The organism is Jannaschia sp. R86511 (assembly GCF_042466345.1).
Classification (GTDB): domain Bacteria; phylum Actinomycetota; class Actinomycetes; order Actinomycetales; family JBBAYJ01; genus Aquipuribacter.
Genome location: NZ_JAXHCD010000001.1, coordinates 198063 through 219461, shown reverse-complemented (window position 1 = coordinate 219461; position 21399 = coordinate 198063). Strand labels below are relative to the sequence as shown.

At 74.1% G+C, this 21399-nt stretch carries 23 protein-coding genes; 12 read left to right on the top strand and 11 right to left on the bottom strand.

What is annotated here, in order from left to right; genetic code table 11:
• Positions 1-20: 20 nt before the first annotated feature.
• From SJY06_RS01080 to SJY06_RS01065, 4 genes are all read right to left on the bottom strand, one after another.
• Entirely contained in the window at positions 21-2843 is a 2823-nt protein-coding gene (locus tag SJY06_RS01080; RefSeq protein ID WP_380163760.1) for an ATP-binding protein, read from the bottom strand.
• The gene (locus SJY06_RS01075) at positions 2840-3202 is read right to left on the bottom strand and encodes a hypothetical protein (RefSeq protein WP_380163758.1); all 363 of its coding nucleotides are present in this window, start codon (positions 3200-3202) and stop codon (positions 2840-2842) included. Before SJY06_RS01075 ends, SJY06_RS01080 begins: the two co-directional genes overlap by 4 nt.
• Positions 3203-3210: 8 nt before the next feature.
• Positions 3211-3474, bottom strand: coding sequence for a hypothetical protein (locus tag SJY06_RS01070; protein ID WP_380163756.1), 264 nt, complete (start codon positions 3472-3474; stop codon positions 3211-3213).
• A gap of 501 nt (positions 3475-3975) precedes the next feature.
• Positions 3976-4257 (bottom strand): hypothetical protein, encoded by a 282-nt coding sequence (locus SJY06_RS01065; RefSeq protein ID WP_380163754.1) that lies wholly within the window; start codon positions 4255-4257, stop codon positions 3976-3978.
• Between the two features lie 85 nt (positions 4258-4342).
• Here SJY06_RS01065 and SJY06_RS01060 point away from each other — a divergent pair, with 85 nt between their 5' ends.
• The gene (locus SJY06_RS01060) at positions 4343-4876 is read left to right on the top strand and encodes a hypothetical protein (protein ID WP_380163752.1); all 534 of its coding nucleotides are present in this window, start codon (positions 4343-4345) and stop codon (positions 4874-4876) included.
• 45 nt (positions 4877-4921) lie between these two features.
• Positions 4922-5143: a hypothetical protein gene (locus SJY06_RS01055; protein ID WP_380163750.1), complete on the top strand. Its 222-nt coding sequence runs from the start codon at positions 4922-4924 to the stop codon at positions 5141-5143.
• Positions 5144-5252: 109 nt separating this feature from the next.
• On the opposite strand, the gene SJY06_RS01050 is transcribed toward SJY06_RS01055, so the two are convergent.
• Positions 5253-6233 carry a hypothetical protein gene (locus SJY06_RS01050; protein WP_380163748.1) on the bottom strand — a complete coding sequence of 327 codons (981 nt, stop codon included), beginning with the start codon at positions 6231-6233 and terminating at the stop codon, positions 5253-5255.
• A 122-nt stretch (positions 6234-6355) separates the two neighbouring features.
• Positions 6356-6940 carry a TetR family transcriptional regulator gene (locus tag SJY06_RS01045; protein ID WP_380163746.1) on the bottom strand — a complete coding sequence of 195 codons (585 nt, stop codon included), beginning with the start codon at positions 6938-6940 and terminating at the stop codon, positions 6356-6358.
• Between the two features lie 47 nt (positions 6941-6987).
• Here SJY06_RS01045 and SJY06_RS01040 point away from each other — a divergent pair, with 47 nt between their 5' ends.
• Complete coding sequence (locus SJY06_RS01040; RefSeq protein WP_380163744.1) at positions 6988-7950, top strand: SDR family NAD(P)-dependent oxidoreductase; 963 nt, start codon at positions 6988-6990, stop codon at positions 7948-7950.
• Here the strand turns inward: SJY06_RS01040 and SJY06_RS01035 are convergent, their stop codons facing one another.
• On the bottom strand, positions 7951-8790 hold the full coding sequence (locus SJY06_RS01035) for a PH domain-containing protein (RefSeq protein WP_380163742.1): 840 nt from the start codon (positions 8788-8790) through the stop codon (positions 7951-7953).
• A 173-nt stretch (positions 8791-8963) separates the two neighbouring features.
• Complete coding sequence (locus SJY06_RS01030; protein WP_380163740.1) at positions 8964-10199, bottom strand: cytochrome P450; 1236 nt, start codon at positions 10197-10199, stop codon at positions 8964-8966.
• Positions 10200-10298: 99 nt separating this feature from the next.
• On the opposite strand from SJY06_RS01030, the gene SJY06_RS01025 reads away from it, so the two are divergent.
• The 5 genes from SJY06_RS01025 to SJY06_RS01005 all read left to right on the top strand — a co-directional run bounded on the left by SJY06_RS01025 (position 10299) and on the right by SJY06_RS01005 (position 13724).
• A complete protein-coding gene (locus SJY06_RS01025; protein WP_380163738.1) occupies positions 10299-10502 on the top strand; it encodes a DUF2945 domain-containing protein in 204 nt (67 codons plus the stop codon).
• A 33-nt stretch (positions 10503-10535) separates the two neighbouring features.
• The gene (locus SJY06_RS01020) at positions 10536-10958 is read left to right on the top strand and encodes a hypothetical protein (protein WP_380163736.1); all 423 of its coding nucleotides are present in this window, start codon (positions 10536-10538) and stop codon (positions 10956-10958) included.
• Positions 10955-11650, top strand: a complete 696-nt coding sequence (locus SJY06_RS01015; RefSeq protein ID WP_380163734.1) for an MOSC domain-containing protein — start codon at positions 10955-10957, stop codon at positions 11648-11650. Before SJY06_RS01020 ends, SJY06_RS01015 begins: the two co-directional genes overlap by 4 nt.
• A gap of 202 nt (positions 11651-11852) precedes the next feature.
• Positions 11853-12560, top strand: a complete 708-nt coding sequence (locus tag SJY06_RS01010; protein ID WP_380163732.1) for a hypothetical protein — start codon at positions 11853-11855, stop codon at positions 12558-12560.
• 129 nt (positions 12561-12689) lie between these two features.
• Positions 12690-13724: a glutathione S-transferase family protein gene (locus tag SJY06_RS01005; protein ID WP_380163730.1), complete on the top strand. Its 1035-nt coding sequence runs from the start codon at positions 12690-12692 to the stop codon at positions 13722-13724.
• Positions 13725-13737: 13 nt separating this feature from the next.
• Here SJY06_RS01005 and SJY06_RS01000 read toward each other — a convergent pair whose 3' ends face one another.
• Entirely contained in the window at positions 13738-14847 is a 1110-nt protein-coding gene (locus SJY06_RS01000) for a hypothetical protein (protein ID WP_380163728.1), read from the bottom strand.
• A 94-nt stretch (positions 14848-14941) separates the two neighbouring features.
• Here SJY06_RS01000 and SJY06_RS00995 point away from each other — a divergent pair, with 94 nt between their 5' ends.
• Entirely contained in the window at positions 14942-15883 is a 942-nt protein-coding gene (locus SJY06_RS00995) for a glycosyltransferase (RefSeq protein ID WP_380163726.1), read from the top strand.
• Here the strand turns inward: SJY06_RS00995 and SJY06_RS00990 are convergent.
• Positions 15825-17267: an oligosaccharide flippase family protein gene (locus tag SJY06_RS00990; RefSeq protein ID WP_380163724.1), complete on the bottom strand. Its 1443-nt coding sequence runs from the start codon at positions 17265-17267 to the stop codon at positions 15825-15827. The genes SJY06_RS00995 and SJY06_RS00990 overlap by 59 nt on opposite strands.
• An 83-nt stretch (positions 17268-17350) precedes the next feature.
• Here SJY06_RS00990 and SJY06_RS00985 point away from each other — a divergent pair, with 83 nt between their 5' ends.
• A complete protein-coding gene (locus SJY06_RS00985) occupies positions 17351-17938 on the top strand; it encodes a DinB family protein (RefSeq protein WP_380163722.1) in 588 nt (195 codons plus the stop codon).
• A gap of 3 nt (positions 17939-17941) precedes the next feature.
• Here the strand turns inward: SJY06_RS00985 and SJY06_RS00980 are convergent, their stop codons facing one another.
• On the bottom strand, positions 17942-19747 hold the full coding sequence (locus SJY06_RS00980; RefSeq protein ID WP_380163720.1) for a diguanylate cyclase domain-containing protein: 1806 nt from the start codon (positions 19745-19747) through the stop codon (positions 17942-17944).
• Positions 19748-19856: 109 nt separating this feature from the next.
• Between SJY06_RS00980 and dcd the strand changes: the two genes are divergently transcribed.
• Entirely contained in the window at positions 19857-20435 is a 579-nt protein-coding gene (dcd, locus tag SJY06_RS00975; RefSeq protein WP_380163718.1) for a dCTP deaminase, read from the top strand.
• 5 nt (positions 20436-20440) lie between these two features.
• Positions 20441-21340: a hypothetical protein gene (locus SJY06_RS00970; protein WP_380163716.1), complete on the top strand. Its 900-nt coding sequence runs from the start codon at positions 20441-20443 to the stop codon at positions 21338-21340.
• Positions 21341-21399 lie beyond the last annotated feature (59 nt).

Genomic DNA, 21399 nt, shown 5'->3' with positions numbered 1-21399 from the left:
CAGGCCGCGACGGGCGGTGCTCATGCGACGCTCCAGTCCTCGGCGTGCGCGTCGGTGCCGGTTTCAGACCCGTTCAGTCGTGTGACGTCCGGGGTTCGGTGTCCCCGGTGGGTCGCGGCGTGCTTGGTGCTGCGCAGGTCGATGGGATGCGATTGATCGGGGCGGGTGGGGTTGCCGACGGCGGTGGTGTCCAGGGCCTGCAGGACGTGGGGGAGGTGGCCGAGGTCCCAGCGGACGCGTTCGGTGTAGCCGTCGGCGTCGCGGAGGATGACGTCGCGGGCGCCCGTGCGTCCTTGTCCGACGTGGGGTCGGAGGCCTCCGAGGGCGAGGGTGGCGACGGCCCGTTCGTAACCGAGGCCGGTAGGGATGCGAGCCAAACGCAGCGCGGCGGCGGCCTCGTCGGGGTCCTCGATCCCCCCGATGATGCACTCATCGATGAGCCCGCCCGCCTCGAGGGACAGCAGGTCACCGGGCTTCTGCGACGCGGCGAGGACGCGGGTGTTCCACTTGCGGGAGTCCCGCGCGAACCGCTCGACCAGCGCCCGCCCGGCGGGGGTGCGGCGCAGCGCGTGGGCCTCGTCGATGACGACGACCTTCCGTTCGCCCATCCGGCGGCCGTAGACGCGGCGGGAGGCGTAGTTCGCGGCCAGGCTGAGTAGCGGCACGCTGATCCGCTCGTCCTCGGTCCAGTTCGTCTCCTCCGCGTCCGGTTCCGGCAGCGTCAGCCCGCCGAGGGTGAACACCAGCAGCGTCGGCTCCGCGGATCGGACCGGTGGCTGACTGGTGTCGCCGGCGGTGAAGAACAGGCGGGCGGACGGGAACTCGGCCATGTCCCGCAGGACGTCGTAGATCTCGTGGTCGGCGTCACGAGCATCGGCGCGGATGGCGTCGAGGACCTGGCCGAGGGACGCGTCGTGGCCGCCCCCGACGTGGCGCACGGCGTTGCGGATGACGTGGCTGGACTCCCGGGCCCGGCGGATCTCCGGCGGCAGCAGCAGGCGCAGGGTGTCGGTGGCCAGCTGCATCCGACGGCGCCCGGCGAGGTAGAGGGCGTCGGCGAACACCTCGTCGAGCTTCTCCTCGTGAGCCGGGCCGTGCAGACCCATGAGACGTTCGTCGTCTACGAGGTTGTGCCGCTCCGGCTCCGGCACAGCGGCGTACGGCGACAAGGTCCCGGCCTCGGACCGCAGGAGGTCGACGTACTGCGACACCGCGGCGATCTGGGGGATGAGCGTCAGGCGAGCCAGCGGGCCGGACGGGTCGAACACCGTGGTGCAGATCCCGCGCAGGGTCGCGTCGTAGGCCAGAGAGCCGACGACGACGGACTTGCCGGAGCCGAGGCCGCCGATGACGGGGGTGAAGCCGGACCGTTCGCGGACCTCCATGGCGTGGTGCAGGTTCCACGCCACCGCCCGACGTGAGGTCCCGACCGTGTAGCCGACGTATGAGCCGTCACGGGTGCCGACAGCGCTGGACAGGTGCGGCAAACCAGCGGCAAGGAACTCGGTCTTCCCGCGGCGGCGGTGTGCACTCGAGGCGGCGGGTTCGCCGGGGATGAACTCGCGGTGCAGGCCGTACTGGTCGGGGTCGCGGTGCAGCTCGACGCGGTAGTCGCGGTAGTGGTTCAGCGCGGCGTTGACGCGGTCCTCGAGCTCCGCCGGCGACGCGGCGGTGACGGCGAGCTGGAACCGGCCGTCGATGCGGGCGACGGCGTGCACTCCTCCGTCGGCGATCTCGTCGGCGGTGGCGCGGGCCTGCTCCCCGGTGCGACGCAGCGACGGTGGGACCTCGACGGAGGCGCTGGCGGTGTACTGCTGCTCCTGGTCGACGACCTGGTCGATACGGGTCTGCATCGAGGCTGCCGCCTCCCGCCCGGACAGGACTCGGATGCTGCCGGACCACTCGACCGGGAACGGCAGGGAGTTCGCGTACGCCATCCACGGAAGGTGGGACTGCGGGATGGTCAGCCCCTCCATCCGACCGACGCTGAGCACGGCCAGGTACCGCTCCAGCGTGGTGGCGTCGCCGGTGCGCTGCGGGCGGGCGACCAGGCGCACGTGGGGCCGGCCGGGGCTGGGGTCGATGTCGAGGGTGCCGGTGAACATCGTCAGGTCCGACGCCTCCAGCGGGACCGTCATGCCGTCGACGGTGGTGTGGGGCTGGGGCAGGCCGAGGCCGAGGCTGCGGTGGACCAGCCACTCGACCTCGCCCTGGGTGGCGCGGACTCCGTCGAGGCCGGGTGTTCCGAGCAGCGCGTCGAGGCGGGTGAGGTCGGTCGTGAGCTTCGCCGTGGTGCGCTTGCTGATCCGGTCGCCGTGGTGGGTGACCTGCAGGCTGACGCCGAGGTAGGTCTCGGTGTCGGAGAACGTGGACCCGCGCAGGTGACGCTGGACGGCGACCAGGTGCTCGCCCCAGGCCTGCCGGCTGACCGGGTCGGGGGTGTCGTCGGCGAGGGCCTTTGCCCAGGTGTGGATCGGGTAGGGCCGCTGGACGCTGCGGAGGTGGATCGTTCGGCCTGCCAGGGCGGAGTACGTGTCGCCGATTTGCCGGATCAGGTTCTCGCGGCGTTCGTCGCCCTGCCAGGACCACTGCTGCGGGCCCAACCGGTACCAGGCGCGCAGGCCCTTGCGGGTGATGGTGACGTTGCCCTGGATGCCGCGCAGCGCCAGCGGCAACGGGGGGAAGTCGGCCGGGCTGGACGTAGTCGAGCGCCAGGCGGTCCAGCGGCTGGTCCGGGCGCGGTGCTGGCCGTCGGCGACATGCGTCAGGTCCGCAGCGTCGGTGGTGGCGGTGGTGTCGGGATGCTGGTCGGCGCGTCGGCGCAGACGGACGCGTGTGCTCATGTCGACTCCCTCGAGAACGTGTGACGCAGCGGACGGGCCCGGCCGGTCGCGCGGCGGCAACGGACCCAGTGGCGGGTGGCGCGCAGCTCGCCCCGGGCGTAGGCGAGCCAGGCCATGAGGGGCTGCTCGCTGGTGAAGTAGGGCGCCAGCAGGTAGCCGGCAACGAACCCGACGGCCAGCGTGTAGAGCCCCCCCGGCCAGAGCCCGAACACCAGGACCAGCGGCAGGGCGACGAGAGCGGTGACGGCCGAGCCGATGGCCAGGACCGTGTAGCGGGGCTGCCCGAGCACGGTCCACCCACGCAGGTCGATGAGGCGGGGCTGGTAGCGCCAGATGGCGTCGTCGTTGCCGATCAGCATGACGACGCTCAGTTGAGGAGGAAGTTGAGGATGTCGTCACTGGTCCCGGTGATGAGCGGGACGCTAATGCCGGCGATGAGCAGCGCGATGACGACGATGGCGAAGGTGCCGAGGGCGTCGCCGATGCTGGAGCGCTTGACGCCGAACAGGACGATGATCGCGACGACGACCAGGCCGACGCCGAGCAGCTGCAGGAGGAGGTCCTGGATGCCGCCGACGTTGACGGGCGTGCCGGTCGGGACGGCGAGCAGTGCGGTGAGGGACGTGTTCATGGGCGGGTTCTCCTTCGGGTGAGGAGCCCGCGGGTCCCGAGCCATAGCGACTCTGGATCCCCCGGGCGGAGGACGGTCAGAGCAGGACGCGCTATGAGGTGTTTCGACGCGGGTGCGCCGTTTCGGACGGTAGAGGATGAATTGCCCGTCGTAACGGAGCGACATGACATCTGTGGATGAGCGTCAGGTGAACGACAGTCGAGGTCCTCGCGGGAGGGGTCCGCGGCAAGCGCGCTGGTGACGACCCACGTCGCAGGGGACCGACGACACCCGTGCCCGCCACGTGCCCGATCGCCGCGGCACCAACCGATCCGCCCGATGACCCATGAAGACGACCGGCCAGGTGGGCGACCCGAGCACTCCACGCAGTGTGGTGGACGATCACGTTCTGTCGGGGCGAGGACCTTCCCAAGCTGATAGTGCGGGTTCGATTCCCGTCATCCGCTCCCAGGTGAGAGCGGCGGCAGGACGCGACGAACCTTCTCGCCGAGATGGTGGCACCTACGCGGAGGGTCCCTCGGAGTCCGTGCCGGGCGCCCGCCGGACGACGAACACGAGCGCGACCAGCAGCAGGACCGGGACGGCCACCCGGAGGGCGGACACCAGGTCCTGCGCGGCCACGGCCGCAGCCAGGAGCACGACCAGACCGAGGAGCGCGCCACCCGCCGCCCAGGCCTGCAGGGGGCGTCGGTACTGCGACGCCTCCGCCGGGCGGCGGAGGAGCGTGACGAGCAGCAGCCCCAGGCCGAGCGTCAGCGCGCCGTGACCGATCCACGCCAGCATCTGCGACCTCCTCCCGTGCAGCCTGCCAGACGCCGATCGACGTGGACGCTGCCCGCGAGCCTCGGCGGTCGGTCATGCTGACCAGGTGACGAGCCGTTCGGTGCTCCCGCCGCTGCTGGCCGCCGCGGTGGCGCTCGTGGTGCTGTGGCCGATGTCGTGGTTCCTGATGTGCGGTGGCGACGACTGCCACGTCACCGGTGTCACCTCGGCCGTCGGGGTTCCGCTCCCGACCGGTGCGCTCTCGGCCGTTCCCGCCGTCGCCGCGGCCGGGCTTCTGGCCCCGCTGGTCGGCGCCCTGGTGCACCCGGGCCGCCGGCTCCCCCTGGTCGTCGCGGCGCGTCGGGCCCTGCTGCCGCTGCTGGCGGCCCTGGCGGCGGTGGTGCTCCTGTACCCCGTGTCTCCATGGAGCCAGTGCGACGACCTCGACCTGTCGGGCCAGACGTGCCGGTACGGAGCCACGTCCATCACCGGCATCCCGCTGCCGGGTGCCGCCGTCGGGACGCTGCCGGCTGCGGCGGGGGCCGGGCTCGCCTGGTGGGCCGTCGCCCGGGTGCAGCGGCGCCGTGCCCCGCTGGTCTCGGAAGGCGCGGGTAGCGGCAGCACCGGCCCGGACGCATGACGCTCTGACGGCCTTCGTACCGGCGGGGCTGGCAGCATCGACGTGGTGGAGGGCCTGGAGCTGACCGTCGGGGACCAGCGTTTCGTCGTCCGTCGTCGACCCGGTGCCGACGAGGTCTACGACTTCGACTGGCTTGACGGCCCCGCCGGCTACGGGTTCAGCTCCACCCGCCACGGGCCCGGGCGGGCGACGGTGGACGAGCTGCGCGCCAGCATCGAGAGCTTCCTCGAGCAGGTCGACCCGGAGACGGGATACCTGCGGGACTAGGGGTCACGAGAGAGGTGAGCCGGGCTGCAGCCGCGAGCTCGACCGCGACGGGGACGGCTGGGCTGCGAACGGTGACGACGGGCCGGCGGTGGTGGGCGCCCGCTGCGGCTCAGCCGGCGTCCAGCGCGCGGCGGCGGTCCAGTGCGCGGACCACGCTCCGGGCCCGCCAGGCGTTGAGCAGCACGGGCACCGCCGCGATCGCCAGCCACACCAGGACCGCATCGCGCGAGAGGATCAGCCCAGGGAGCACGATCACGCCGCCCAGCACCAGCGTGGGCGCCAGCCGGGCCAGCCCGCCCTCCGCGGGCGAGAGGGCGCGGGCGACCGCGGCGGCGGCCAGGGCCAGCAGGGCCAGGACGACCCCGATCAGGGCGCCGGGCCAGGCCGCCGCGCCCGAGAAGAACACGATCCCGAGCAGGTCCGCCGGTCCGACGGGGTCAGCGACGCCCCGACCGGCCTCCTCGTGCTGGCGGGCGTAGAAGAGCACCGACATCAGGGTGACGCCCAGCACGGCGCCCCAGACGGCTCCCTCGGCGACCGTCCGGCGGACCAGCCACCACCGGTGCGGACCGACCGGGCCCATCGCAGCGGCGGCCACCTCGGGCTGATCGGCCGAGTCGGCGGCTTCCCGTTGCCGGTCCCGGACGCGCAGTGCGGCCCGGGTGCGCCAGAGCCCGAGGGCCGCCGCGGCGAGCCCGGAGCCCAGCCACCACCGGGACGACCCGCCGACGGTCGACCCCAGCGTCACCGTCAGCGCCGGGGCCGCCACCGCCAGCACGACGGCCACGAGCACCCACGTCGCCCGCGTGCGGCCGCGAACGGTGAGGACGGTCGCGGCAGCCAGGCACAGCAGGCCGACCACGAGCCCCGCGGCGGCGCCCGGCACGAGGCCGAAGCCGGACCACAGGACGAACGAGCCCAGGGCGTCCCACAGCCGGTCGAGCGGTCCGACGGGCTGGGGGTCGAACGGGTCGGGGGCCCGGGGGCCGGACACCGCCGCCAGCAGGAGCGGCAGCCCGTAGGCGAGCCCGCCGACGAGCGCCCCGAGCAGCGCGCCCTCGCGCAGGCACCGACCCAGGGCCCATGCCACGCGTGACGGCGGCTTCGGGGCTACCGCCGTCGGGTCGGTGTCGGTGGGCCCCAGCGGGGCGAACCCCTCCGCCGGTCCGGTCGGGCGTCTGACCGCCTCGTCCACGTGCCCCCCCCCCCCGCTCAGTCGGTCGTGGCTCCCGACAGCCCCCGTCGGACGACCACGCGTAGCGTCGCACGCCGGCGCGCGTGGTCGGCCTCGGACTCCTGCCTCGACGCGGTGTACGTGCCGCTGACCGGAGACCAGGTGCCGGCCAGCGCGATGACCAGGTGGTACAGCTCGTCCGGGCGGACGCCGGCCAGCACGGTGCCGTCGGCCTGCGCCCGCTCGATCGCGTCGTACTTGTCCTGGGCCAGCGCCCGGTGGTCCTGCAGGATGTCGCCGGTCGGCACCCGCTCCAGCCGGTTCCAGCTGGTCAGGCGGATCAGCTCCGGCGAGGCCAGGTACGAGTCGTAGAGCCGGACGGCGTAGCCGGGCAGGTCGTACGCGTCGAAGGGGACCGTGTCGACGATGCGGTGCAGCTGGTCGTCGAAGACGGCGTCGAACAGGCCGTCCTTGGACCCGAACCAGCCGTACATCTGGGCCTTGTTCACCCCCGACGACTCGGCGATGCGGTCGACCCGGGCCCCCGCGATGCCGTGCTCGGCGAACTCGGCCGCCGCGGCGTCGAGGAGTCGTCGTCTGCTGCGTTCGCCGTCTCTCACCACCCGGTCGACGGTAGCAACAAACTAGATAGTTTGTTAGCGTCAGTGGCATGACACGCATCAGCAGCAGCTTCAGCAGCCGGAGCACCGCCCTCGAGGTCGTCGAGGGGATCGACCTGACCGGCCGCCGAGCCGTGGTGACGGGCGGGGCCTCCGGCATCGGGGTCGAGACCGCCCGCGCCCTGGCCCACGCCGGGGCGCAGGTGACCCTGGCCGTCCGCGACGTCGACGCCGGGGCGCCGGTCGCCGCCGACATCGCCCGCAGCAGCGGCCGGGACGACGTGGCCGTGGCCCACCTCGACCTCGCCGACCTGGGCTCCGTCGACGCCTTCGTCGCCGCGTGGTCGGGCCCGCTGCACGTGCTCATCAACAACGCCGGCGTCATGGACACGCCGCACCTGAGGACGGCGCAGGGCTTCGAGCTGCAGCTGGGCACCAACCACCTGGGTCACTTCGCCCTGGCCACCGGGCTGCACGACGCCCTGGCCGCCGCCGGCGACGCCCGCGTGGTCGTGGTGTCGTCCAGTGGTCACGCCGCCTCGCCGGTGGTGTTCGACGACCTGTTCTTCGAGCGCCGCGCGTACGACCCGGGCCTGGCCTACGGGCAGTCCAAGACGGCCAACGTGCTGTTCGCCGTCGAGGCCACTCGACGCTGGTCGGGCGACGGCATCACCGCCAACGCCCTGATGCCGGGCGGGATCTGGACGCCGCTGCAGCGGCACTGGAGCGCGGAGCAGCGCGCTGCCGCCGAGCAGCAGGCCCGCCAGGCCGAGGGTGCCGGGCTGTTCCACATGAAGTCGACCGAGCAGGGCGCGGCGACGTCGGTGTTCCTGGCCACCTCGCCCCTGGTCGCCGGCCTCGGCGGCCGGTACTTCGAGGACTGCCAGGAGGCCGAGGTGGTCCCGCAGCTGCGGGGGCTGAGTGGGGTCGTGCCGCACGCGGTCGACCCCGTCGCGGCGCAGCGGCTGTGGGACGTCAGCGAGGAGCTGGTGAGCGGCGCGCGTCGGGGATGATCAGCCGGGTCGGTCCTCGGTCGTCCGGGGCTCCGGCACCGCGAGGCGCCACCAGCCGCGCACGACGTCCTCGTCCGGGCCGAGCAGCTCGTGCTGCTCGCCGGAGGCCAGCTCGACGACGACCTCGGGGCCGTACCGGTCCTTGCGGCGGACGTCGGTGACCTGGGACCAGGGGATGAACTTCCTGCGCCAGGCCCGGATCGTCAGGCCGTCGCGGTCGGCGGTGAGCAGCGGGCGGGACAGGTGGGGCAGGGCCAGGAAGACCACGCTGCCCACGACCAGGTAGCCCGCCAGGACGTAGAGGGGGTCGAAGTCCAGCAGGTGCAGCCCGGCGTTGAGGGCCACGAGGGCAATCAGGTTTACGAGGCTCATCACCTGCACGGGACCCATCGCGTCCTCCTGCGGCGGGACGCACCAGACCTGTGGCAACCGCAGCTCCGGCAGACCGCCGTCGACGCGTCCCCGCCAGGCCTCGACCGCACCGCCGGGAGTGCCCTTCGGCAGCGTGACCAGCTCTCCGGAGCCCAGCTCGAGGAACGTGTCGACGTCCGAGAAGCCGATCACGTCACGACGGCGGGCGCCGCGGACCTCGTTCCACGAGAACCGCTGCGTGCGGCGGTGTCCGGTGATGTCGAGGCCGTCGAGCGACGCGACGACACGACGCGGCTGGCGGGTCTCGGCGCGCATCACCAGGAAGCCCGGCAGGGTCGCGGACGCAGCGAGAACCGCCCAGGCGAGATCGAGCTGCGCCGCGGCGATCAGAGCCGCGACCAGCACCAGGACCCCGCACGTGACCACGCCCACCGTCCACCACCGCGACGGACGCGTCTCGTACGACATGGCCTCGACCGCGGCCCGCAGTCGGGCGCTGTCCCCCCGGCTCGCACCGGTGGCCGCGGCCGAACCCGGCGGTCGCGCTCCCGTCCTCGGTACGGGTCGGACCTCGCGCCGCCCGGCCCCCTCCGCCGGTGCGTCCGTGTCCGGGTCCCACCAGTCACCCAACCCGTTGCCGCTCACGCCCGACGCACCACCAGGCCGCGCAGGTCGTAACCCTCGGTCAGGTCGTTCCAGCCCACCCGGGGCGGGCCGTCGGCCACCAGGTCGTCACGGAACAGCCGGCTCAGGAACACCTCGGACTCCATCATCGCGATCGGTGCGCCGGGGCAGCGGTGGTGGCCGTCGCCGAAGGCCATGACCGACGGGGCCACCCCGCGACCGGTCATGCTGCGCCCCGGTCGCAGGCACAACGGCTCGGCGCCGACGGCTGCGGGGTCGGCGTTGACGGCGCGCAGGTCCAGGTCCAGCAACGTCCCCACCGGCAGCTCGTGGTCGACGCCGTCGGCCGTCAGGGTCAGCGGGGCCGTGGTCCGGCGGTACAGGTGGCCCACCACCGGCTCCAGCCGCGGCACCTCCTCCAGCAGCGCCAGTCGGCCCTCGCGGTCGGCGGCGCGGTACCGGGCCAGCAGGTCTGGGTCGTCCAGCAGGTGCCACGCGGCGACGGTGATGAACTCGCGCGTGGTGACCATCCCCGCCGCGGCGTAGGTGACGCACTCCGTCAGGACCTCCATCGGCGAGGCGCCCTGCTCCAGCAGGTGGCTGATGACGTCGTCGCGCGGGGCCCTGCGGCGGGCCCGGATTGCGGGCTTCACGTCCAGGTGGTGGAAGCGCAGCAGCGCCGTGCTGCTGCGGACCCGGCGCAGCAGCGCCCGGGGGGTGCGGGAGCGGCCGAGCAGGTCGCCGGCGAAGAACTCCTCGAGCCGCCCGGCCATGCCGGGCAGCAGCGAGTCGGTGAGCCCGACGACACGGGCGGCCACCTGCACCGCCATCGGCAGCGACAGGGCGGCCACGTCCCGCGGGCGGCCGTCGGCCAGCGGCCGGACCAGCTCCTCGGCCAGGGCGTCCATCATGTCGCGGTAGGCCTCGGTCGCCCGGGAGGTGAAGAACCGGGCCGACGCCTTGCGCTGCTCCCGGTGCTCCTCGCCCTCCAGGTACAGCACGGGCGAGCGCATGCCGGCGGCCCCGCGCTGGCGGGGCCGTTCGGTCGCGGCGGCGAACTCCGTGGCCCCGAACCCCGCCTGGGCCACCGACGCCCCCGACCGGACCACCTGCCGAGCGACCTCGTGGCTGCGGACCACCCAGCGCGACCCCGACTGCTCCACCGGTGGGGCGAGCCGCTCACCCGGTCGGGACAGCTTGCGCGCCGGGCACCCGGCGCCGTCGTCGGCCCGGCCGGTCCCCGCGTCCCCCATGCCCCGTCACGCTATGGGTCCGCGCGGCCGACCGCCCGTCGGTGCGGGACCGGGTCACGTCACCGTGCGGCCCGGGCGGACCCTGCCTACCGTCGGGCCATGGCGATCAGCACAGGTGACCGGGTGTCGTGGAACACCCCGCAGGGCCAGACGCACGGCAAGGCCGTGGAGAAGCGGACCAAGGAGTTCCAGCACGACAAGCAGACCTTCAAGGCGAGCGACGACGAGCCGTTCTGGATCGTCGAGTCGGAGAAGAGCGGGTCGAAGGCCGCCCACAAGGAGTCCTCGCTCACCAAGGCGTAGTCGTGGCGCACGCCAGGACGGGGGGATCGGTGCGTGGCTGAGCAGTCGTTCCGGGTCAGGCGGGCCCCGGACATCGCGTTGGCCTTGAGCCCGGTCGTCATCGGCTTCGGCGTTCACGACGTCGTGAACGGCGACAGCGGCGGCTGGGCGTACGTCGGGGCCGGGGTCGTGGTGGCCTTGCTGATGCTCGGGCTCCTGGTGCTCGCGCGGCGCCGCGCCCCGTCCGGCCAGGATCCGCCCGAACCAGGCCGGCAGACGCCGGGGCAGCGGGTCGCGACCGGTGTCTTCTCGCTCGTCTTCTTCGGGGTGTCAGCGGCGATGTTCGCCTCCGACGACCTGACGGACACCACGAGACGAGGGACCCCGGTCTGGCTCCTCGCCGGCGCGATCGCTGTCTGCGGCGTGGTGCTGGTCGTCGTCGCGGTGCGCGGCCCCGGCCGTACCGTTCGACGATGACCGTCACCCTCGCCGCCATCCGCCGCTACCCCGTCAAGGCGATGGGCGGCGAGGACCTGGCGCAGGTCGACGTGGACGCCCGCGGCCTGCTCGGCGACCGCTGGTTCGCCGTGGTCGACGACGACGGTCGGCTGGCCTCGCACAAGAGCACGACCCGGATGCGCCGTCGCGACGCGGTCGCCCGGTTCCACGCCCTGACCGGCGACGACGGCGTCGTCCAGGTCGGCGACGAGCGCGGCGGCAGTAGGCCGGTCGACGACCCTGCGCTGGCCGCGCAGCTGAGCGAGGCGATGGGCGCCCCGGTGACCGTCCGGGTGGAGCAGGGAGGCTCCCACCAGGACGACGGCGCCGTGTCGCTGGTCGGCTCGGCGACGCTGCGCTGGTGCGCCGAGCGGTGGGGCGTCGACGCCGACCCCCGACGACTGAGGGTCAACCTGGTGCTGGACACCGACGAGCCGTTCGTCGAGGAGTCGTGGCTGGGGCGCCGGGTCGGGATCGGTCCTGTGGGACTGCTGGTGCAGGACCGGGTGGAGCGCTGCCGGACGGTCGACGTCGACCAGGACGGCGTGGTCGTCCGGGACCGCTGGCTCGCGCCCCTCGGGGCCGAGCGTGACCTGTGCGTGGCCGTCTACGCCCGGGTCGTGCAGCCGGGCCTGCTGACGCTGGGGGACCCCGTCGAACCCCAGATGTGAGGCAGATCACACTCGTCCGGATGATCATCGTTATCCGGTCGTGATCAAGGCGTGAACAGCGACTTCGCCGTTCGCGCCGTCGTCCTGCCTGGGGTGGGACGCGCCGGATCGATGCCCGATGCCGGTGCCCCCGGTCAAGTGACCCCCCGGGGCCTGTCGATGCACCTGTCCGAAGGACGACACCACCGACGGGAGACCAGCCATGACGACCCCCACCACCGCTCCGACGAGACGACCCGCCTGGCGGGGCCTCACCGCGACGTTCCGCGCCCTGCTGATGGGCCTGCTGTGCACCGGCCTGGTGCTCGGTGGCGCGGGCGCCGCCCACGCCGCGCTCGCCGTGCCCAAGGCGTCGGTCAAGCTCGTGACCGGCCCCGAGCGCGCCTCCGGCTACCAGGGCCAGGTCACCTGCGACCCCAAGGAGCGCCCCGGCACGGTCGCCCTGCGCAGCCTGCTGGCCCGCACCTACGGCGCCAACAAGGGCGGCATCGTCCGCTCCTGCTCCTCCGGCGGTCGCAGCGAGCACAAGGAGGGCCGCGCCTACGACTGGATGCTCAACGCCAACCGGTCCGCCGACCGGTCCAAGGCCGACAAGTTCATCGTCTGGCTGACGGGCAAGGACTCCAAGGGCGTCAAGGCCGGCAACGCCCGCCGCCTCGGCGTGCAGTACGTGATCTGGAACAAGCGGATGTGGAGCTCCTGGGACGGCCGCTGGAAGAAGTACGAGGGTGCGAACCCCCACACCGACCACGTCCACATCTCGTTGTCCTGGAACGGGGCCATGAAGCGCACCTCGTTCTGGACCGGCAAGGCCGTCACCAAGGTGGACCACGGCCCCTGCGTGAAGAAGAAGGGCAAGCTCGCGCCGAAGTACACCAAGCCGAACTACAGGCCCTGCCCGCGGGTCTGACCGGCCGGCCCCTGGTGGGTCAGCGGCCCACCAGGGGGACCTCGCCGGTCAGGCACCCGGGGCGGGCCGTTGCTCCGTCCGGTTAGTTGAAGATTGGCCTATCCCCACCGTGGCCCTTACCGTCGAGGCATGGCCGAGCACACCAGCTACGTCGAAGAGTCCTTCGAGCGCGACACCAAGTACATCGAGGACCGGATCGTCCGTGACCCCAGCGGGGACGGGCAGTGGCCGGTCGAGGCCGGCCGGTACCGGCTGGTGGTCGCGCGCGCCTGCCCGTGGGCGAACCGGGCGCTGATCGTCCGGCGCCTGCTGGGCCTGGAGGACGCGATCTCGCTGGGCATGGCCGGCCCCGTGCACGACGCGAGCTCGTGGACCTTCGACCTGGACCCGGGCGAGGTCGACCCCGTCCTGGGCGTCCCGCGGCTCAAGGACGCCTACGAGAAGCGGTTCCCGGGCTACCCCAAGGGCATCACCGTCCCCGCCATCGTCGACGTGCCCAGCGGCGGCGTCGTCACCAACGACTTCCCGCAGATGACGCTCGACCTGTCGACGGAGTGGACCGCGCACCACCGCGACGGCGCCCCCGACCTGTTCCCCGAGGCGCACCGGGACGAGATCCTCGAGGTGGCCGACTCGTTCTACGAGGACGTCAACAACGGCGTGTACAAGTGCGGCTTCGCGGGCTCGCAGAAGTCGTACGACCGGGCGTACACGCGCCTCTTCGAGCGCCTCGACCAGCTGTCGGAGCGGCTGGAGAACCAGCGCTACCTGGTGGGCGACACCATCACCGAGGCCGACGTGCGGCTGTGGACCACGCTGGCCCGCTTCGACGCGGTCTACCACGGCCACTTCAAGACCAACCGGTCCAAGCTGACCGAGATGCCGGTGCTGTGGGCCTACGCCCGCGACCTGTTCCAGACCCCCGGCTTCGGCGACACCCAGGACTTCGTGCAGATCAAGCAGCACTACTACGCCACTCACCTGGACATCAACCCGACCGGTGTCGTCCCCCTCGGCCCGGACGAGACGGTCTGGGCCACCCCGCACCACCGGGAGCAGCTCGGTGGGCGGCCGTTCGGCGACGGCACCCCGCCCGGGCCGGTGTCCGAGGCGGAGACGGTGCCGGCCGAGCACAACCGCGCCCTGGCGCTGCTGGCGGGCTGATCCCGGCGGGGGACTAGCGGGCGGCGGCCCGGCAGGGCCGCCCCACCTGCTGCAGCTCCACCACGGGCCCGGCGGACACCACGACGGAGTCGATCTCGGGCACGGCCTGCAGCTCGACCAGCCACCGGGTGCGCAGCGTCGAGCCCCAGTCCGCCGGCCCGCCCTGCTCGGCCTCCAGGCGCTCGATGCGCACCAGGCGGCCGTCGGTGGTCTCCTGGAACGCCTCGCCCGGGAAGTAGTAGGGCGGGGTGCGCAGCGGTCCGGTGTCCAGCACGTAGTCCTCAGCCACCACGACGCCGTCCAGCACGAAAAGCGTGACGCGGTCGCCGTCGGCCGCGTGGACCAGGGTCTCGCAGCCCTGACCGTCCAGGCCGGCCAGCTGGTCGTCCCAGGTGCCGAGGGAGCCGAGCTGGTCCAGGGTGCTGCCGGAGCTGCTCAGGTACCGGTGCCCGAGGTCGGCCGGGGTGACGGCGGCCGCAGCGGTCGACAGCGCCACCGACGTGCTCGGGAAGGTCGAGGACTCCAGCAGGTCCGCGTCCAGGGTGCACGCCTCACCGGCCGGCGTCGCCACCTCCGCGAACCGGACCGTGGTCCCTCCCACGTCCGAGACCAGCACCCGGCCGGCGTCGGTGTCGAACCGCGCCGTGGTCACCGAGCGGCTGCGATCACCCACCGGCAGCACCTGCAGCTGCTGCGCGGGCGCCTCGGACACCGGGGCGCCGAAGGAGAACCCCAGCTCGCTGGCGACCGGGTCGACGGTGGCCACGCCAGCCTCCAGCTGCAGCGAGGCCACCCGGCCCGCCACCGCCCAGCCGCCCAGCGAGACGTCGGCCAGGTCCTGCGGCAGCAGCCGGACGCAGCCGTCGCCGGCGTCGTAGGTCGACCAGCCGGCGGCGACCAGCTCGGCCAGGTCGTCCCCGAGGCTCAACGGCCCGACACCGGTTGCGGTCACCGGCAGGTCCGAAAGACCGAGACCGGCCAGCCCCGCCGGGCCGCGGGTGTCCGCGGCGGGCCCGGGGGCGGCGACCTGGGCGGGCGTGGCCTGGCTGCCCGGGCGCACCAGGACGACGGCCAGCAGCAGGACGGCCGTGGCGGCCGCCGCCACCCACCACGAGACCTTCATCGCGCCTCCGCTGTCCGCCGACGGGACACCGTAACCGCGGCCCCGGGCGGGTGGACCGCGAACCCGGGGAGTGGTGGCCCATTACGCTCGGTAGATGGGGTTGTCCGCCAGCGTGATCGTCCGCAGCAAGGACAAGGTGTCGACGATCGAGGCGACCCTGCGCAGCGTCCGCGAGCAGACAGTCCGCGCCGAGCTGGTCGTCGTCGACTCCGGGTCCACCGACGGCACGCTGGAGGTGGCCCACCGGCTGGCCGACCGGGTCGAGCTGATCGCGCCCGAGGACTTCACCTACGGTGGCGCGCTCAACGTCGGGGCGCGGGCGGCGTCCGGCGACGTGCACTTCGCCCTGTCGGCCCACTCGGTGCCCTACTCCGGGTGCTGGGTCGAGCGCTCGCTGGCCCGCTACGCGCGCGCCGACGTCGCGGGCACGAACTCGGGCCGCCGCACCCCGGACGGCCGGGACATCGTCGGCGTGCACCACCAGAGCGCGCGGGACGCCGTCGAGCACGGCTGGTGGGGGTTCAGCAACCACGGCGGGTCGTGGCGGGCGAGCGTCTGGCAGGACGAGCCGTTCCGCGAGGACCTGCCCGCCTCGGAGGACAAGGAGTGGAGCTGGCGGGTGCTGGCCCGGGGGTGGACCATCGCCTACGCCCCGGACCTGGGGGTGTCCAGCACGCACCGGCGCCAGGCGGGGCTGCGGGCGCTGTTCCGGCGGGTGCGCAAGGAGCGCAGCGCCATGCTCGCCCTGGGCGCCGTCGAGCCCCGCTCGCTGGCCGGGTCGGTCCACGCCTGGTGGAACCCGCCGACCTTCCCCGAGCACCGGCCGCTCGCGGTGCGCCGCTGCAGCCCGTGGCGCCTGGTCGAGCACGCGGCGGAGTACCTGTCCGACCGGGACCCGCCCCCGCCGGTGCCCAACCCGGCGCTGACCGAGCTGCGCCGCCAGGTGGCCGACGGGCCCCGGCCCGGTCGCCGGGCGGTCAGCGACGCAGCAGGCCCCGCAGGTCGTCCAGCGCCTCGGCGACCAGGCGCCGGTTGACGAGCAGCATGAGCCCGCCGTAGACGACGGCCCCCACCGCGGCGGCCAGCACGGCCCCGGCCCAGCCCGGCACGGCCCCGGTCAGCAGCAGCATCGGCCCGAGGGCGACCACGGCCGCGAGCAGCGCCCGCACCGATCGGGCGTAGGCACTCGCCCCCACGCCGACGGTGCGGCGCAGCACCAGGGCGCTGCCCACGACGATCAGCACGGAGGCCAGGCCGTGGCCCCAGGCCAGCGCGACCAGGCCCCAGCCGGCCGCCACGAGCAGCACGCCGACGTGCACCACGAGGCTCGCCGTGGCCACCGCCCACGCGGTCCCCGCCCGGTCGAAGGCCAGCAGCGCCGAGCGGTTGAAGTACCCCACCGCGCCCACGCCGTAGGCGACGCAGAGCACCTGCGCGGGCAGCACGGCCGGTTCCCACTGCGGGCCGAACAGCCCGGGGACCACCACGGGCGAGACGGCCGCCAGCACGGCGACGGCCGGCGCGAGCAGGGCCGTGCTCATGGCGCCGGCGGTCTCGTAGGCCCGGGTGAACCGCGGCAGGTCGCCCCGCAGCCGGGCGAACAGCGGCAGCGCGACCAGGTCCATCACCGACATCGCCACCTCGTGCACGAGGCCCACCAGCCGGGTCGCGACCGTCCAGTAGCCGAGGACCTCGACGCCGGCGACCCCGCCGACGACGAGCTGGTCGGCCCGGTCCCGCACCGCCTGCACGACGTCGATGCCCAGCACCGGCGAGCCGACACGCCACACGTCGCGCAGCACCTCGACGGACACCACGGGGGCGGGCCGCCAGCGGGCGGCGGCCCAGAACCACACCAGGCTGAACCCGTTCTGGGCCAGGCTCTGCACCACCAGGGCCCACACCCCGGCCCCCGCGAGCGCGAGCGAGATACCCACCACGGAGCCGACCACGGCAGCCGCCACCCCCCGGGCGGCCAGGGCGCGGAACTGCATCCGGCGCACGAGCAGCGCCGCCGGCACGCAGGTCAGGGTGGTCACCACCAGACCGCCGGCCAGCGCCTGGAGCACGGGGGCCGCCCGCGGCTCGCCCAGGGCACCCGCGAGCGGGGCCGACAGCAGCACCAGCAGGAGCGCGCCCAGCACGCCCAGGACCAGGGTCGACCAGAACACCGTGCTGGTGCGCCGCCGGTCGGCGTCCTCGGAGCGGACCAGGTAGGTCGACATGCCGAAGTCGGCGACGACGGCCAAGAAGCCCACGGCGGCCAGGGCCAGGGCGGCCAGCCCGATCTCGGCCGGGTCCAGCAGCCGCCCCAGGACGACGAACGTCACGACGCCGGACAGCCGGACGAACCACTTCTGCACGGCGGCCCAGCCGACGTTGCGGACGGCGCGCTGCCGCAGCGACGGCGGTGTGCTCACTGGACGGACTCCCCTGACGGTCTCCTGGCGCGGGAAGCCTCGCACGCCCCGCCGCTGTCGGTGGCCGTGCCTAGCGTGCGGGCATGGACGTGGACGGGACGCCGGCACCGCTGCCGTGGCACGAGCTCCTGCCGGACCAGCTGTCGTGGCACTGGGAGCACCACCTGCGACCGCGCCTGGCCGGGCTGGGCGACGAGGAGTACCTGTGGGAGCCGGCGCCGGGCGCCTGGAGCGTGCGGCCCCGGGGCACCTCGACGGCGCCGGTCCAGGCCGGGGCGGGGGACCTCACGATCGACTTCGCGTTCCCGGAGCCCGACCCGCCGCCCGTGACGACGATCGCCTGGCGGCTCGCCCACGTCGTGGTCGGGGTGCTGGGGGAGCGGGTGGCGTCGCACTTCGGCGGACCGGCGACCGGGTACGAGAGCCACCACTACGCCGGCGACGCCGCCCGGGCGCTGGAACAGCTGGACGAGGCCTACGCGCGCTGGGACGCCGGGGTGCGGTCGCTGGGTGCGGCCGGCCTGGCCCGACGCTGCGGCCCGGCCGAGGGGCCGTTCGCGGCGTCGCCGATGGCCGAGCTGGTGCTGCACATCAACCGCGAGGTGATCCACCACGGGGCGGAGGTGCTGCTGCTGCGGGACCTGTTCCGGGAGCAGCGCCGACCGCGCTGAGCGTCAGCGGGGGACCGGGACGCCCACGGGACGCGGTGCGCGGTCCCAGGCCGTGACCAGACGGCCACGGCCCGCCCGCTTGGCGGCGTACATCGCGGCGTCGGCGTCGCGCAGCAGGTCCGCGCCGGTGTCCCCCGGCAGCGACATCGCCACCCCGGCGCTGACCCCCACCGCGATCAGGTGCTCGCGCACCCGCATCGGGGGGGCCAGGGCCCGCACCAGTCGCGCGGCCAGGTCGTGGGCCTCGTCGGCGTCGCGGACGTCGCGGCAGCAGGCCACGAACTCGTCCCCGCCGATCCGGGCGACCGTGTCGCCGGAACGCAGCGCCGCCTGCAGCCGCTCGGCCGCCGTGACCAGCACCAGGTCGCCGACCTCGTGGCCGAGCGTGTCGTTGGTGGCCTTGAAGCCGTCCAGGTCCAGGAACACGACCGCCACCCGGCCGGTGCCGCGCAGCGCGCCGGACAGGTCGTGGTCGAGCCGGTCGCGCAGCAGCAGCCGGTTGGGCAGTCCGGTCAGCGGGTCGTGCAGCGCCAGGTGCGACAGCTGGGCCTCGGCGTCCTTGCGGGCGGTGACGTCGAGCATCTGCACCACGGCCGTGGCGGCGTGGCCGTCGGTGCCGGCGATGGCGGACACGTGGACCTGGGCCCACTGGGGCGCGCCGGTGGTGCTGCGGTGGCGGACCTCGCCGTTCCAGCTGCGGCGCCGGCCCTCGGACAGGTCGCCGAGCACGGCCTCGACCACCCCGCGCGACTCCGGGCACAGCAGGGCGGTCCAGGCCAGCGGGTCGCCGACGCCGGGGAACACCTCGTGCAGGGCCGGGTTGGCGTCCTGCAGCACCCGGTCGGGGTCCGCCAGGTCGAGCAGCGCGGTCCCCACCAGGGCCGACTCGCTGGTCCGCCGCATCCGGGTCTCGCTCTCGCGCAGCCGGTCGGCCACCTCGTCGCGCTCGCGCTGCAGCGTGGCCAGCATCAGGGCGATCAGGACGGCCAGCACGGTGAACACCTGCACCAGGGCGGTCAGCTCGGTGACCGACGAGACGTCGGCCAGCGCGTTGGACCCGACGGTGGTCGACCCGACCGCCACGGTGCTGACCAGGCCGCTGATGGCGGCGGCCCGGGGGACGCCCAGCCGGGCCCCGGCCCACACGGGCAGGCTGATCACCAGGAAGCCGACGGGGACGGCCCCCTGCCAGACCAGCACCCCCACCGAGAACGCCGCGGACAGCCCGAGCACCAGCGCGAACTCGCCGGCCCGGTGCGGCGCCACCAGGTTGCGCAGCCGGTGGGGCGGGCGGATGGACAGCACCAGGGCCAGCACCACGAACGTCGTGCCCGCGTTGCGGGCCACGAACAGCAGCGCCGAGTCGGTGAGGCCGCCGTCCAGCATGGTCCAGGCCAGGACCGTGGAGATGCTGCCGCTGACCACGCCCGCGGCCCCGGCCACGCGCAGCAGCCGCAGCACGTCGCCCGGGGTCGTCAGGTGGGGCCCGTCCGGCCACAGCCGGCCGGCGCGCCAGCGGGCGGTGAGCCCGTGCGCCAGGTTGGCGGCGCCGAAGCCGGCCGCCACCAGCGGGTCGAGCCCGGTCAGGGGCTGGGCGAGGACGGCCACGAGCACCAGCAGCGACGCGTCCACGACGAGCCGGCGGCCGCGCAGGCCGATCAGCCACCAGGCGCCCACCCCGGCCGCGGGCCAGACCAGGGCGACCTCGGAGCCGTCGGGGCGGCTCTCGCGGCCCAGGACGACCGCGGCGGCGAAGAGCAGCACGAAGACCGCGCTGCGCAGCCAGCTCGGCGAACGTCCGGTCGACACGTCGGCTCCTCCTCATCCGCAGGTCGGGCGACCTGTGGTCTGAGTGATCGACCGCTCGCCCCCGGACCTGAGGCCAGCGCCGGGCCAGGCCGCGCGATACGGTCGGCCCGTGCTGCTGTCCGACCACGACGTGTCCGCCGCCGTCGACGCCGGTGAGATCGCCCTCGACCCGTTCGACCCGGACATGATCCAGCCGAGCAGCGTCGACGTGCGCATCGACAAGTGGTTCCGGCTGTTCGACAACCACCGCTACGGCCTCATCGACCCGGCGGTCGAGCAGCCCGACCTGACGCGGCTGGTCGAGGTGGCGACGGGCGAGCCGTTCATCCTGCACCCGGGCGAGTTCGTGCTGGGCAGCACCTACGAGCAGGTGACCCTCGGGGCGTCCCTGGCGGCCCGGCTGGAGGGCAAGTCCAGCCTGGGCCGGCTCGGGCTGCTCACCCACTCCACGGCGGGGTTCATCGACCCGGGCTTCTCGGGGCACGTCACGCTGGAGCTGTCCAACATGGCCACCCTGCCGATCGCGCTGTGGCCGGGCATGAAGATCGGCCAGCTGTGCTTCTTCCAGCTGTCCAGCCCGGCCCGGCACCCCTACGGCTCGGGCGACGGCCGGCACAACCGCTACCAGGGCCAGCGCGGCCCGACCGCCAGCCGGTCCTGGCAGCGGTTCCACCGGACCGAGGTCTGAGCCCCGTGCCCGGGCTCCGCCGCCGTGCCGCCGTCGACCCGCACGCGGTCCTGCGCGACCGGCACCTGCTGCTGGTGCCCACGGTCGTGCCGGTGGACCAGGTCGACTCCCTGGTGCGCTGCTGGTACCCCCGCAGCGACCTGGCCGGCACGGGGACGGCCGACCTGGGCGGGCAGGCCGGGCTGAACGGCCCGCACGAGCTGGACATGGAGTCCGCCGTCACCGCCGACGTGCCCACGCCGTGGTCCGTGGCCTACGACCTCGAGGTCGACCCGGCGCCGCGGGACGACGGCCGACCCGTCCGGCGGCCCGACGGCCTGCACCGCAGCTTTCCCGACGGCCTGCCCACCGGGGCGGAGCTGGCGGGCCTGGAGCTGCTGCTCGCCCTCGCGCGCCGCCTGGGTGGCGGGGTCCGTCCGGTCGGTGCGGGCGAGGTCCTGGTGCCGGAGTGCGCCAGCGCGCTGGAGACCCGGGTCGTGTCGCCGACCTGGATCCGGGCCGCGGACGTGGCGGCCGTCTGCGCCCAGGAGGGCGACGGGGTCGAGACGGCGGTCGAGGGGGACACCTCGCCCGAGGCGCTGTCCCGCCCGGACGGGACGCCGTTCGTCGTGCGGCTGCCGCTGGGCCCGGCCGGTGACGTCGTCGTGGAGGGCATGGTCGCGGAACGGCCCGAGCCGTCCGTGGCGGGCGAGGCCTTCGCAGCCGGCCCGATGGCCGTCTACGACGTGCGCTGGCTCGCCCCGGACGAGGAGTGGCGCCTGGTCGAGCACCTCGAGGGGATGGCCATGGCCTGCCGGGAGCGGGCGCGCGCGCCCATGGCCTCGATCACCCGCGCGCTGGCCGAGCTGGGCGGCGGCGCGGTCGTCGACGCCGACGGCTTCCTGGTGGACCGCTACCAGGTGTGACCGGCCTCTGACCTGCGGTGATGCCACGCCGTAGGGCTCCGGTCGGGTCGTCGAGGTCG